The 13,594-nt window shown below is 44.1% G+C and carries 10 protein-coding genes and 1 pseudogene; 3 read left to right on the top strand and 8 right to left on the bottom strand.

Annotated elements, in window-relative coordinates; translation table 11 throughout:
- Positions 1 to 14 precede the first annotated feature (14 nt).
- Both IHV80_RS19405 and IHV80_RS19410 read right to left on the bottom strand, forming a co-directional pair.
- The gene (locus IHV80_RS19405; RefSeq protein ID WP_192892177.1) at positions 15 to 1,550 is read right to left on the bottom strand and encodes a mannose-1-phosphate guanylyltransferase/mannose-6-phosphate isomerase; all 1,536 of its coding nucleotides are present in this window, start codon (positions 1,548 to 1,550) and stop codon (positions 15 to 17) included.
- A 143-nt stretch (positions 1,551 to 1,693) separates the two neighbouring features.
- Positions 1,694 to 2,809 carry a mechanosensitive ion channel family protein gene (locus IHV80_RS19410; protein WP_192891933.1) on the bottom strand — a complete coding sequence of 372 codons (1,116 nt, stop codon included), beginning with the start codon at positions 2,807 to 2,809 and terminating at the stop codon, positions 1,694 to 1,696.
- Between the two features lie 186 nt (positions 2,810 to 2,995).
- On the opposite strand from IHV80_RS19410, the gene IHV80_RS19415 reads away from it, so the two are divergent.
- Both IHV80_RS19415 and IHV80_RS19420 read left to right on the top strand, forming a co-directional pair.
- Positions 2,996 to 3,652 carry a potassium channel family protein gene (locus IHV80_RS19415; RefSeq protein ID WP_192891934.1) on the top strand — a complete coding sequence of 219 codons (657 nt, stop codon included), beginning with the start codon at positions 2,996 to 2,998 and terminating at the stop codon, positions 3,650 to 3,652.
- A 26-nt stretch (positions 3,653 to 3,678) separates the two neighbouring features.
- A complete protein-coding gene (locus IHV80_RS19420; protein WP_192891935.1) occupies positions 3,679 to 5,046 on the top strand; it encodes a TrkH family potassium uptake protein in 1,368 nt (455 codons plus the stop codon).
- Between the two features lie 65 nt (positions 5,047 to 5,111).
- On the opposite strand, the pseudogene IHV80_RS19425 reads toward IHV80_RS19420, so the two are convergent.
- Positions 5,112 to 6,315, bottom strand: a pseudogene (locus tag IHV80_RS19425) (IS3 family transposase).
- A gap of 118 nt (positions 6,316 to 6,433) precedes the next feature.
- Complete coding sequence (gene msrB, locus IHV80_RS19430; RefSeq protein WP_192891936.1) at positions 6,434 to 7,576, bottom strand: peptide-methionine (R)-S-oxide reductase MsrB; 1,143 nt, start codon at positions 7,574 to 7,576, stop codon at positions 6,434 to 6,436.
- Between the two features lie 202 nt (positions 7,577 to 7,778).
- Between msrB and IHV80_RS19435 the strand changes: the two genes are divergently transcribed.
- Positions 7,779 to 8,177, top strand: coding sequence for an OsmC family protein (locus IHV80_RS19435; protein WP_192891937.1), 399 nt, complete (start codon positions 7,779 to 7,781; stop codon positions 8,175 to 8,177).
- Between the two features lie 130 nt (positions 8,178 to 8,307).
- On the opposite strand, the gene IHV80_RS19440 is transcribed toward IHV80_RS19435, so the two are convergent.
- From IHV80_RS19440 to phnW, 4 genes are all read right to left on the bottom strand, one after another.
- Positions 8,308 to 9,378 carry an OmpA family protein gene (locus tag IHV80_RS19440; RefSeq protein WP_192891938.1) on the bottom strand — a complete coding sequence of 357 codons (1,071 nt, stop codon included), beginning with the start codon at positions 9,376 to 9,378 and terminating at the stop codon, positions 8,308 to 8,310.
- Positions 9,379 to 9,818: 440 nt separating this feature from the next.
- The gene (gene phnX / locus IHV80_RS19445; RefSeq protein WP_192891939.1) at positions 9,819 to 10,637 is read right to left on the bottom strand and encodes a phosphonoacetaldehyde hydrolase; all 819 of its coding nucleotides are present in this window, start codon (positions 10,635 to 10,637) and stop codon (positions 9,819 to 9,821) included.
- Between the two features lie 97 nt (positions 10,638 to 10,734).
- Positions 10,735 to 12,174: an aspartate aminotransferase family protein gene (locus IHV80_RS19450; RefSeq protein ID WP_192892178.1), complete on the bottom strand. Its 1,440-nt coding sequence runs from the start codon at positions 12,172 to 12,174 to the stop codon at positions 10,735 to 10,737.
- Complete coding sequence (gene phnW, locus IHV80_RS19455) at positions 12,171 to 13,274, bottom strand: 2-aminoethylphosphonate--pyruvate transaminase (protein ID WP_192891940.1); 1,104 nt, start codon at positions 13,272 to 13,274, stop codon at positions 12,171 to 12,173. Before phnW ends, IHV80_RS19450 begins: the two co-directional genes overlap by 4 nt.
- Positions 13,275 to 13,594: the final 320 nt, after the last annotated feature.

The raw sequence follows: 13,594 nt of genomic DNA on the forward strand, positions 1-13,594 counted from the left end.
TGATTGTCGCCGCTCTATTTCGATTTGTTGCTTTGAGATGAATCAGCTTGTTGGTTTCGAACGTCTCGTCCATAGCTGTCTTGATATCGAATGATATCGTCTTCACTTAAATGGCTGCCGGTTTGAACTTCGATCATCTCGAGAGGTACTTCTCCGGGGTTCTCTAGGCTGTGAACATGACCTAGCGGAATGTAAGTGGATTGATCTTCTTTGATTAGATACGTTTTATCGTCATTGGTTACCTTTGCAGTCCCTGCCACTACCACCCAATGTTCAGCTCGATGGTGATGCATTTGCAGCGAAAGCCTATGACCCGCTTTGACGGTAATACGCTTTACTTTGTCACGCTTACCTAGGTCGATTACATCGTATTTACCCCAAGGTCTAAACACCTCTCGGTGATGAACATGTTCTGTGCGACCAGTTTGATTTAGCTGACTAACAATCGATTTAACACCCTGAACTTTGTCTTTATTCGCAACCAATATTGCATCTTTGGTTTCGACAATAATTAGATTATCGACGCCTACCGTCGCGACCAGCTTATTTTCCGCATGAATGTAGTTGTGTTGAGAGTCGACGGTTAACACATCGCCCTCAATGACGTTGTTATGCTCATCTTTTTCACTGACATCCCAGATAGCAGACCACGAGCCAATATCGTTCCAACCGACATCCATCGGGATCACTGCGGCGTGTGAGGTCTTTTCCATCACGGCATAATCAATAGAATCGCTTGGGCTATTTTTAAATGCGTCAGCGTCGATACGGATGAAGTCTAGGTCGGTATTTTGCTTGGACAAAGCGAGTTTACAAGCAGCCAAGATCTCTGGGTGATGTTCCGAAAGCTCTTCAAGGTAGCGAGATGCTCTAAACATGAACATGCCACTGTTCCATAAGTACAGTCCTGAGCGAATGCACTCTTGTGCTGTCGCTTGATCGGGTTTTTCAACGAAGCATTCAATAGCGTAAGCATGATGGGCTGACAGCTCTTTAGCATTGGTATCGGTCTGAACGAGAGGGGAAAGAGGTTCCCCCTGTTTGATATAGCCATAACCCGTTTCTGGTGCGTCGGGTGTTATGCCGAATGTCACCAGTTTGCCTTGCTTCGCGTAATCAACACCACGACTAATCACTTGTTGGAATTCAGAGGTGTTAGCGATGTGATGATCGGCAGCCAGTACTAATAAGATCGGGTCTGATGCATCCTGCTCATTATGGGTTGATTTATCTAAAGCTTGTAATGCCGCTAATGCGATGGCTGGAGCTGTGTTTCGACCGACAGGCTCTAGCAAAATACCACTGTGTTGGATGTTAGCCGATCGAGCTTGTTCAGCGGCAATAAAGCGATGTTCTTCATTACAGATGATTAAGGGAGCAGCGCACTCATTACCTTTTAGATGGCCCTCAAGACCTTGCAGGCGTTGAAGGGTTTGCTGAAGCATTGATTGTTCGCCAGCAATGTTGAGGAACTGCTTAGGGTAGAGCTCTCGAGACAGTGGCCAGAGGCGGCTACCAGAGCCGCCAGCTAGAATGACAGGTAAAATCATAGAGTGGTAATTGGGTGCATTAGAATACTGGCACCATGTTACCACGCTTCCCCTTGTTTGCTTATCGATAACCAGTTTACTTATCGCTAACCCATTCACTTATGAACAAGAAGTAGACTTAACGATAAGTAATATCGACGTGGCTATTGATGAGCTTCTGGATTGGAAGTGACGATAGCTTGAGCTTCGTTAAAGCCTTGAGGATCGATCTTGAGTGTTTGTGTTGGGAAAGCGATATCGGCGTTGTGCTTATGGATAATTGCTAACACTTGTAATAGAACATCTTGTTTAACTTCGTGGTATCTCACCCAGTTGACTGTTTTTGTGAAGGTATAGATAAAAAAGTTGAGCGTTGATGGCCCGAACTTATCAAAGTTAACGATCAACGTTTGTTTAGCATCAATGTCAGGGTGCGTTTCGAGCATAGCTTTTACGTCATCCACAATGAGCGCTAGTTTGTTTGCATCTTGATAGCGAAGCCCAAAAGTTTCATTGATTCTGCGGTTCAGCATTCTTGATGGGTTCTCCACAACAATGTTACTGAACACGGAATTTGGCACGTACAAAGGGCGCTTATCAAAGGTACGAATGATGGTCATGCGCCAGCCAATACGTTCAACAGTCCCTTCAATTTGACGATCAGGTGAGCGAATCCAATCTCCGACTTTAAAAGGACGGTCGAAGTAAATCATCATTCCGCCAAAGAAATTCGATAGTAAATCTTTAGCTGCCAAACCGACGATTAAGCCACCCACACCACCAAAGGTCAGCAAGCCTGAAAGGCTAAGGCCGAATGCCTGCATGATCGTCAGGCCACCCATCACCATGAAGAACAAGCGAGCGACTTTCGCGATAGCCTGAACGGTGGTTTCGTCTCTGGTCTTTTGTTTTAAAACATAGGCCTCTGAGTTCGTGATCATTCTCAGAGTGAACCAAACAAAGGTACATATAATCAGAATATGCTTAAGTGTTCTTAGCCAATTGATTTCATTGCCAAATTGGTCTTGAAGAATCAAGCCAAGCGACACAGTACCAGGCCAACACCAAAGTAGCGTACTAACAGGCGTTTTTAAGGCTTCTAATAATAGGTCATCCCAATGAAATGGAGTTCTTTTGACTAAGATTTCTAGGCGATTATGGATAATTCGCCAAGCTACCCAAGCGAAAAAGCTCGCAATAGTGATGAATAGGACGCTGTTGCCCCAATCACTATGGCTCTGGTTGATGTAGGTTTGTACTTGGGTGATGAATTCATTCATTGTGTGTGCTGCCGCAGAAATTATGAATTGGAAATTAGCAGAAACTGGAGTTGTTCTCTACCTTTATAAATCAAGCGATTATGACACTAGTATAACCTTATTATCGAAAAACTAACTTTTTTTGAGATAGAAACTAATGTAGCTTTGGCTATCCCGTGTAATTAAAATTTCTAAACAGGACTTCAAATGAGCGACAAACAATATGCAGTTATCGGCTTGGGGCGTTTTGGTCTATCTGTCTGCAAAGAGCTGCAAAGCTCAGGGGCGCAAGTATTAGCCGTCGATATTGATGAAGAGCGAGTGAAAGAAGCGGCGGCTTTTGTTTCACAAGCGATTGTTGCGAACTGCACGAGCGAAGAAACGGTAAAGGAGTTAAGGCTAGACGATTACGACATGGTGATGGTGTCGATTGGGTCTGATGTTAATTCAAGTATTCTAACGACGTTGGTAGTGAAAGAGTCCGGTGCTAAGGCTGTTTGGGTGAAGGCGAACGATAAGTTCCACGGCAAGATCCTAGCTAAGATTGGCGCTGATCATATCATTATGCCAGAGCGAGATATGGGGATCCGAGTTGCGCGTAAAATGCTGGACCGACGCGTTCTTGAATTTATCGACCTAGGTAGTGGCTTAGCGATGACAGAAATTGTTATTGGCTCAAAGTTATTAGGTAAGCAACTTCGCGACCTAAAGCTGTGCAAAGAGGTAGGGGTTGAAGTACTTGGCTTCAAGCGCGGCCCGAACCTAACCAAAGCCCCTGAACTTGATGTCAGTTTAGAGATCGGTGATGTGGTGATCATCGCTGGGCCGAAAGAGACTTTGTCTAGAAAACTTCGTAATTGGTAATTGGTAATTGGTAATAAGGTAACCGTATGAATTCGTTGAAACGAAAAGGTACTTTCTACACGCTCAATACAGATAAAAAGCCACGCAAAGGCTCTGAGCCGAAGATTATCCTTACGAGTTTCCTAGGTGTTCTTATCCCTTCTGCAATCTTGTTGACGCTGCCAGTCTTTTCTGTAACCGGACTTAGTTTTACAGATGCGCTGTTTACTGCCACATCCGCAATTAGTGTGACAGGCTTGGGCGTTGTCGGCACGGGTGAACACTTCACTTTGGCGGGAAAAATCTTGCTAATGTTTTTGATGCAGGTTGGCGGGTTAGGGCAAATGACCCTGTCTGCGGTACTGCTCTATATGTTTGGTGTCCGATTAAGTCTAAAACAGCAAGCATTGGCGAAGGAAGCGCTAGGACAAGATCGTAAGATTAACCTTCGTAAGTTAGTGAAGAAGATCATTATTTTTGCATTGGTGGCGGAGTTTGTCGGTTTTGTATTGCTCTGTTTCCGTTGGGTTCCAGAAATGGGATGGGCGACGGGAAGCTTTTATGCGCTCTTTCACGCTATATCTGCATTCAATAACGCAGGTTTCGCGCTGTTCTCAGACAGTATGATGAGTTTTGTTGATGATCCATTGGTGATCTTTACCTTAGCGGGTTTGTTTATTTTCGGTGGGTTAGGTTTCACGGTGGTCGGCGACTTATCGAGTAACTGGCGTAAAGGTTTCCAGCACTTGCATTTACACACCAAGATCATGCTGACCGCGACACCAACTTTGCTGTTGGTGGGTACGGTTATGTTTTGGTTATTGGAGAGGAATAACTCTGCAACGATGGAAGGCCTTTCTATACAAGGTCAGTGGCTAGCGGCATTTTTCCAGTCTGCGAGTGCTCGTACTGCCGGTTTCAATAGTGTCGATTTGTCTCAGTATACGCAACCTGCATTATTGGTGATGATCGTATTGATGTTGATTGGTGCTGGTTCAACTTCGACTGGTGGTGGTATTAAGGTATCGACCTTTGCGGTTGCATTTGTCGCGACTTGGACATTCTTGCGTCAAAAGAAGCATGTAGTGATGTTTAAGCGTACCGTTACTTGGCAAGCGGTAACAAAGTCATTAGCCATTATAGTGGTCAGTGGAGCGCTATTAACTACCGCGATGTTTTTGTTAATGCTTACTGAGCAGGCCGCGTTTGACAGAGTGATGTTTGAGGTGATTTCTGCCTTTGCAACCGTTGGACTGACGGCAGGATTAACAGCAAACTTAACTGAACCGGGTAAATACATCATGATTGTCGTGATGGTAATAGGGCGTATTGGTCCTTTGACTTTGGCGTACATGCTGGCTCGTCCAGAACCTTCCTTGTTGAAATATCCCGAAGATACTGTGTTAACGGGTTAATAAGAATAACAGGCTAATAAATAAAGCTCTGTGACCCGTCCTGATATGGGTTGACACTTGATTGACTAAAACGCTCGATGTACTTCATCGGGCGTTTTGTATTTTAGAGCTGTGTGAGGCCTATATTCATTATAGATTTTTACTGATTCAGCGACCATTTTCTTTGCTTCATCTAAATCATTAGGCTTATTCAACAGATACTCCATCTTCAGTATTCCGTTGATCCTCTCTGCCAACGCATTCTGATAACAGTCATAGCCATCAGTCATTGAGCAAGATACATCATACTGTCGATGCAACTCTTGGTATTCAACAGAGCAGTACTGAACACCTCGATCTGAGTGATGGACAAGCTCACCTGTATTCTTCCGCTCTTTCAACGCGTTTAAAAGGCCTGCTTGACCGTGCGAGCTTTCATATCATCACTTATGTGATAGCCCACGATTTTTCTTGAGTAAGCGTCCGTCACTAAACTGAGATAAGTACTACCACGCCGCGTTGTTAGATAAGTAACATCGGCAACCCATAATTGCTCTGGACCTTCCGGTATTAAGCCTTCTTTGATTCGATTTGGATGGCAGTAAAAGCGATGATTACTGTTTGTGGTTCGATGGTAAGCCCTTCGATTCTGTACTAATAATCGATTCATTCTCAGCAGAGAGAATAAGCGGTCTCGCCCGATTTCAATATCGTTTTGAGCAAGTAAATACTTGATCTTACGAGTCCCTATACGAGGGTGCATCATCCTTTGCTCCTTCACAAAACCGAGTACGGATTCATCTTTCTTTGTCTGATGAATTTCTGCAACACAGCGCTTGTAGAAAGCTTGTCGTGTAATACCTATGAAGTGACAAGCTTTGGTGACGGTCAACTTTCTGACCGTTTTTTCCTTAATAACTCGGCCTTGCGCTTCTTTGAGATTCGGACTCCGAAATCTCGATCCATGACTTTACAACCGCTTTCAAAGAACTCAGCTTTGAGCTGAGTTTCTTCTAATTGCTGCTCGAGTTCTTTGATTCGTTGCTCTGGGGTTTGAGTTGAGGAAGAGTTTGACATAGTCGCTCCTAACGCTCTCGATTGTTCTATTCCTTTAGACCAATCTAGTTGACCATGTTTGCGAAGCCAAACTAAAACGGTAGAGCGACCTTGGATCCCATAACGTTCTTGAGCTTGCTTATAAGTCATTTCGCCTTTTTCAACTTGGCTTACGACTGCCAATTTAAAGGCAAGAGAATAATCTCGTTGAGTACGTCTACTTGTTGTTTTCATGACACTCCAATTTCATGTTGGAAATGTGTCAACCATATTTAGGACGGTACACTGTAAATAACAAAGCCAGCGATATGCTGGCTTTGTTGTTATAGGTTTATCGTTAATTACCGAATGCTTAGCCCTCAAACATCTCAACGTATTCCTCATAGCCTTCTTCTGCTAATTTATCCGCAGGGATAAAGCGCATTGCGGCTGAGTTCATGCAGTAGCGTAAACCTGTCGGTTTTGGACCGTCTTTAAATACATGTCCTAGGTGAGAATCACCAAACTTACTACGAACCTCTGTTCTTGGGTAAAGCAGCTTATAATCAGTAGTCGTTACAACATAAGCTTCGCTGATTGGCTGTGTAAAGCTCGGCCAACCTGTTCCTGATTTGTATTTGTCTTTTGAAGAGAATAAAGGCTCACCTGTTACGATATCGACGTAAATACCTTCTTGCTTGTTATCCCAGTATTTGTTGTCAAACGGGCGCTCTGTTGCGTCGTCTTGTGTGACATCGTATTGCAGTGAAGTTAGAGAAGCTTTGATCTCTGCATCAGACGGCTTAGTGTATGTCTTAGCATTGGCTGTCGCATTTTTACCATCGATGATTTGACGGATCGTTTTCGGCGTTTCTTTTCTATCATCACCGAAGATTTTATCTAGGTACTGATCACGACCAGAAGCGTAGCGGTAGTAGTTATAACGAACTTTGCTCTTTTTGTAATAATCTTGATGGTAATCTTCTGCTGGCCAGAATTTCTCAAACTCAATCAGTTCAGTTTTTAGTGGTTTACCAAAGATCTGAGCTTTATCGATTTCCATCATGAAGTTTTGAGCGACGTCTTTTTGCTCTTGGTTATGATAGAAAACCGCAGGTCGATATTGTGGGCCTCTGTCAACGAATGAACCTTTGTCATCAGTTGGGTCGATGTGTCTGAAGAATTGGTCAAGCACCTGTTCGTAGCTAACTACATCAGGGTTATAAGTCACGTTGATCACTTCGATGTGACCAGACTTACCTGATGAAACTTGTTTGTAGGTTGGATTTTCTAATTCACCACCAGAATACCCTGAGATAACGTCGGTGACACCGGGCAGCTTCTCCAGATCGGATTCTGTACACCAAAAACAACCACCGGCTAGTGTCGCGATTTCACTTTTGCCTGAATTAGCCGTTTTATCCATTGTATTGGCAGTGCCAGTCTGGCTCACAAACAGCGAAATCAGTGGTAGTGCAACCACGAGTGATACCAATATTTTAGATAATTTATTCATAGATACCTCATCTTGACGTTCTTTTCATTCGATTTTGAATGTACGAATAGAGACAGGTTTTAGATGGAAAAAATTGCATCATTCATAAAAAAAATATGTCACAGAGAAAATCTTGCTCATAAATGCCGCCAGTAGTAGGGTGTCGGTATTAATAATTAAATAGTAGACAGTGATGGCAGTTATCGGTCATCTAAGGAACAGCATGCAAGCAGAAGTTAAATGGGTCGAAGGCTTTAAATTCCTAGGTCAATCTCAATCAGGCCATTCTATCGTTATGGACGGAAGCGGTGGTGCTACCGCGCCAAGCCCTATGGAAATGGTGCTAATGGCTGCAGGTGGTTGTAGCTCTGTTGATGTGGTAGATGGTTTGAAAGCTGCAGGTCAAAGCATCACTGGCTGTAACGCAAAGCTTGAAACCACACGTCGTGAAACAGCACCAAAAATCTTTACCGTGATTAATATTCACTTTGAAGTGTCTGGTGACAATCTTGATCCTGAACTAGTTGCTAAGGTCTGTGCGGATTCGTTAGAAAAGTACTGCTCAGTGTGTTTAATGCTGGGTGCGGGAGTAGAGATGACCCACAGTTGGGAAATCGTCTAGTCTTCTGATTGTACCGTTTGGCGTTAAGCTGATTCTTACGGCTTAAAGCTTATGGACAAAGACGATAAAGAAAAGGGCGGAGCACTTGAAAGTGCTCCGCCCTTATTATTTTAGCTAAGGTAGAGTGCTATTATTCAGCAGCTTCTACGATAACTTCTTCAACTTTCACTTCTTGCTGGTATTCAAAACCAGGGATCGTTGCGTCAACGCGACGGTTTTGAGCACGACCTTCAGCTGTATCATTCGATGCAACTGGATTTTCTTCGCCTTCACCTGTTGCAGTGATGCGGTCAGCAGCAATGCCTTGCTCTTCGATGTGTGCAGCTACTGCAGCAGCACGTTTCTTAGAGATCATCATGTTGTATTCAGCTGCGCCTGTTGAGTCAGTGTGACCAACAACAACAACGGTTGATTGAGGGTGAGCTTTAAGTACTTCAACCAATGGTTGTAGTGCAATCTTACCGTCTGTAGATAGTTCAGTGCTGTTAGTCGCGAACATTTCTTGAGAGTAGCTCTCTGTTTGCGCTTTAGTCACAACAACTGTTGTTTTCTCTTCAACTACAACTGCTGGCTCTGTGATTGGCTCAGATGGCGCTTGAGTCACTGCTACTGCAGAAGCTGTTGCAGCCGCCGCTGATGCCGTTGTGTTACCTGTACCGAAGCTGTAGCTAACACCAACAGAAAGTAGGTTCGAGTTTAGATCTTGAACGAATTTGTCATCGAAATCATCAAAGTATTGGTATTCAACACGTAATGCCCAATCAGAAGACAGTTGCTTCTCTACACCGATACCAGCAGAAAGAACAACGTCATCTTCGCCACCGTGTGAAATGTACGCAGGACCTGCTTTGAAGAATACGTCAAACTCTTGTTGTACTGGTAGACGGTACATCGGAGTTAGAGAGATTGCGATCAGTGGATCGCTGAACGCAGCTGTTGTGCCGTTCTTTGAAAAGCTTGTCTTGTAGTCGCCAAGGAAGTCTGAGCTTAGCTCAATACCAAACTTGTCATTAAAATTGTAACCAGAGTAGATGCCAGCACCAATTGCATCATCATCACACTTTTCACCGCTTACGCATGCGCTGTCTAGCCAGCCCACGCCCACTTTTGCACCCACGTAAGTCGTTGCAGCAATAGAAGGTGCTGCTGCTAAGCCTGAAGCGGCTACAACAGCACACATGATTTTCGACAATTTTTTCATAATCTTTTCCTTGGATTAACTCTTATTTTTATCTGAACTTACCAGTAAAACGATCACTTATTGGGTTACGACACTGCTTATAATAAGTAAATCAAGGTGTTGGTTCAGGTGAACCTATTTCTTTCTCAGTACTCATATTGTTAATCTGATTGCGTATTGGAGTCAATGAAATTGTTAAATATTATATATTTAAGATGCCTTTATTGTTGGTTTTATCATTTGTTGGAATGATTATATTTAAGCGATAGCCTAGCCTCGTCTATTTACCTGTGGGTCTACGGGGAATAAGTAAAAAACTTGCGCTTTATCATGCTTATAAAGCAAAAATCCCCACCCAACATGTTGAACTCGAGTGAGTACATGATTGGATAGGGATTTGAATTCAAGCGATTAGAGATGTTTTTCGCGCACTTTACATTACGCGAATAGCCCGCTTTTGCTTATGGGCGCTCACCTGCTAACAGACGTTTTTCAATGTCTGCAATGACATTTGGTAAGTCGGCGATGGTATCAATTAGGTAGTGCGGGTTTGATTTGTTTAGCTTCACGCTTGCTTTTTCACGCGCAGCTGCAAGTGTCGCTTCGTCGGCATCCACATATTCTTGGTAGGTTAAGCCTGCTTCGTTACCTGATAGTACAAGGCCTACTGTCCGCATACCTGCATTGTGGCCTTCATCGATCCCCGGTGCTGCATCATCCACTTTCACACAAACAGCAACGTTCGTCACACCTAGGTCAATGACGTTTTTAAGTGCCATGAATGGAGCAGGGCGACCGCCTTGCGGTAAGTCATCAGTTGCAACTACGTTGTCTGGTAGATAACCGTAATCTGCTGCTGCAGGAATCAGTACGTCCATTACTTCTCGTGGGTAACCAGAACAAGAGCCTATTTTCACGTTCTTCTCTTTTAGGTTATTCACCACTTCAATCGCGTTTAAAATTGGGGCTGCGTGGTCTGCTACTTTCGCTTTCTGAAGAGGCATGAATGCCGCGTAGATCGCATCAACGTCGTCACTTGTCATCGAGCGTCCGAATTGGGCATTCCAACGAGCGTCAACTGCAGGGATTCGACCCACTGCTTGGATGTGATCCCATTTGCCGATACCCATAGGTTCACGAGCTTCTGCTAAGTTGATGTCAAAGTCGAAACCTTGCTTGAATGCTTCAACGAAAATACTCGTTGGAGCAAACGATCCAAAATCAACGATAGTGCCAGCCCAGTCAAAGATAACCGCTTGGATAGGTGATGTTGTATTCATAATAGTGTCCTATTTCTGTGTCACTCTCAGTTCAAAGTACTGGGAGAACAAATGATTGTTTGAGGTTATTGGTTTAAATGTTGATTTAGATAACGAATCAAAGGTATTCAAAGTCTTTGCAGACTTTTGCTATTGCGTTTTCGAAGACAGACAGAGCGACTGCTAGTTCGCTACGGCTGATGATCAATGGTGGGCTCAATTGAATCACGTTACCTTGTGACACCTTAAAGCTCAGACCATCGTTCAGACATTGGTAAAGTACTGCTTCTGCTTCATCGAACGCTCGGGTTTTGGTGATATGGTCGGTGACCAACTCCACGCCCCAAAGCAGGCCGATGCCGCGAACGTCACCAATAACTGGGTATTTCTCTTTCATTTGAAGCAATTGTTCGCGCACGAATGCGCTGTCTGCTTGCACTTTTTCAAGTAGGTTTTCTTGCTCAATCACTTCCATGGTGGCCAGTGCTGCCGCGCAACCAATAGGGCTCTTCTCATGGGTGTAATGACCAAGTGAGACTTGCGCTGCTGTGTTGTATTTGTCTTTGGTGACCATCGCCGCAATTGGAACCAAGCCGCCGCCAAAACCTTTACCGATACATAGGATGTCAGGTTCGATATCAAATGCTTGGTGAGTAAACCATTCGCCGCTACGACCCATACCGTTTGGAATATCATCAATGATCAACATGACGTTGTGCTTATCACAGATCTCACGAATGCGTTTCCAATAAGCCTTACTTGGCACTTGGACGTCCGTGTTACGAACCGCTTCTGCAATGAAGGCACCAATGCCACCTTCTTTTTCAATTACGTACTCAAGGTAATCCGCATAATGCACATCGCATGCAGTCTCATTGTTATCGCTTGAGCTTTGCCCGTGAAGTGAAAAAGAGTCATTAAGCGGAAAAGCACCACGATAAGAGACCGCTGGTGGAATACGCTCTACGCCGGCCATTAACGGGCCCATACCTTCACGAAAACAAGCTTCGCCACCGACAGATATTGCATCAAGTGACGCGCCGTGGAATGAATCCCACAATGAAACGACCTTGAAATTGTTGGTGACATGTCGAGCCAGTTTGAGTGCCATACCAATAACTGACGTACCACCTGGCGCAAACAACACACGATTTAAATCACCACCGCAGATCTGTGTTAGCTTTTCAGCGCACTGCACGGCTGTTTCATTGGTAAAGCGACGTGGCGAGAATGGCAATGAGGCCATTTGTTGAGTCACTTTGTTAATGATGTGTGGGTGGCCATAACCCAGCTGATGGACATTGTTGCCGTGAAAGTCCATGTACTTCTTGCCTGTCGCATCTTGAATGTAGATGCCTTCTGCGGCTTCAAGAGTGTCTAGGCAAGGCGTTGACATTGCTTGATGGAGAAATACGTCAGAGTCACGTTTTAACATCGCTTGAGTCGCATCATCGTTTAGCGACTCGTTCCATTTCTCACGAGCTGGTGTGGTGTTCACATCGCCTTCGCTTCGAAAGTGTGTCGCCTTTAGAATTGGCTCTTGATTGGTCGTCATTATTTAATGTCCCAGTACATTGCGTTTTTCACTGCGCCAATCAGGGCTTCAATGTCGGAAGGGTAAACTTCACCGATGTTGCCGATGCGGAAGCAGTCTGCGTTTGAAACCTTGCCCGGATAAATTACAAACCCTTGTTCTTTCAAACGGTCATAGAATTCTTTGAATTGGTAATCGCTATGAGTTGGAGAATAGAAAGAGGTGATGATAGGTGAGTGAAGGTCATCATTAAGCAGTGGCTCAAAACCAAGAGAGCGCATGCCTGAAACCAATGTAGTTTGGTTGGTTTGGTAGCGATTATGACGAGCTTCGATGCCGCCTTCTTGCTCCAATTCAAGCAACGCTTGGTAAAAAGCACGCACTGTGTGAGTTGGAGAGGTGAAACGCCATTTACCATGGTTGCTTTCCATGCAGTGCCACTGGTCAAACAGATCAAGGCTTAATGAGCGAGCTTGGCCTTTGCACTTCTCGAGTTCCGATTGCTTGGCAATAACAAAACCGAACCCCGGTACGCCTTGAATACATTTATTTGCCGAGCTGATCATGTAATCGATACCTAAGTCATCAATATCCATAGGGATACCACCAAAGCTCGACATAGCATCAAGAATGACGGTTTTATTGTACTGTTTTGCCAATTTGGCAATGTCTTCAATTGGATTCAGCATGCCAGTGGTGGTTTCACAATGGACAATCGCCACGTGAGTAATGCCTGAATCCATGGCCAATGCCGTTTCCATTTCGTTCAAGTCAGGCTGTGATGTTTCACCTGGGGAAACAACATGGCATGGAATGTCTAAATATTCTGCGATTTGGGCAATACGAGCACCATACGCGCCGTTATCAACAACAAGAAGCTTACCGCTTTTAGAGATAACGCTACCGATTGTTGCTTCAACTGAAGCGGTGCCGCTACCTTGCATTAGTACGCTCGTATAACCCGCTTGCTTAGTCGCCAAAGTCACTAGCTTGCTACGTATCACTTCAACAACGTCTTTGTTGTATTCATCATCCCAAGTACACCAGTCTTTTAGCATCGCTTGGCGAACAGTTTCAGAAGTAGATAGAGGACCTGGTGTCAGTAGTAAGTATTCGTTTCTCATGTTCAATTCTCGTGATTTCTATTTTGGACTATACCAGTATTTGGGGTTACTTTAACAACCAATTTAAACGGTCGTAAATAGCCCAAACATCATTTTCATAAAAGCTTCATATTCAAATGCGTCGCTTGTCTTGAGAAAGTTTTCGATCTTGAAACTGCCATTTTTTGTTCATTTAACCGTCACAAAAGTCGATTAGGTTAGTACTCGTTATCTGGTACATACCAAGTTGAAGTTATGTGCTAACAACCGAAATGAATTTATGGATATAGGTGCCTCTGATGAGGCTTCTAATTTAAGAAACGTTAAACCTCGGCAGCTTT

Source organism: Vibrio bathopelagicus, assembly GCF_014879975.1.
GTDB classification, from domain to species: Bacteria; Pseudomonadota; Gammaproteobacteria; order Enterobacterales; family Vibrionaceae; genus Vibrio; species Vibrio bathopelagicus.

Coding starts and splice junctions, on each gene's coding strand:
- IHV80_RS19440 (WP_192891938.1), bottom strand. CDS start 9,378: ATGAAAAAATTGTCGAAAATCATGTGTGCTGTTGTAGCCGCTTCAGGC.
- phnW (WP_192891940.1), bottom strand. CDS start 13,274: ATGAGAAACGAATACTTACTACTGACACCAGGTCCTCTATCTACTTCT.
- IHV80_RS19435 (WP_192891937.1), top strand. CDS start 7,779: ATGCAAGCAGAAGTTAAATGGGTCGAAGGCTTTAAATTCCTAGGTCAA.
- IHV80_RS19405 (WP_192892177.1), bottom strand. CDS start 1,550: ATGATTTTACCTGTCATTCTAGCTGGCGGCTCTGGTAGCCGCCTCTGG.
- IHV80_RS19415 (WP_192891934.1), top strand. CDS start 2,996: ATGAGCGACAAACAATATGCAGTTATCGGCTTGGGGCGTTTTGGTCTA.
- phnX (WP_192891939.1), bottom strand. CDS start 10,637: ATGAATACAACATCACCTATCCAAGCGGTTATCTTTGACTGGGCTGGC.
- IHV80_RS19420 (WP_192891935.1), top strand. CDS start 3,679: ATGAATTCGTTGAAACGAAAAGGTACTTTCTACACGCTCAATACAGAT.
- IHV80_RS19410 (WP_192891933.1), bottom strand. CDS start 2,809: ATGAATGAATTCATCACCCAAGTACAAACCTACATCAACCAGAGCCAT.
- msrB (WP_192891936.1), bottom strand. CDS start 7,576: ATGAATAAATTATCTAAAATATTGGTATCACTCGTGGTTGCACTACCA.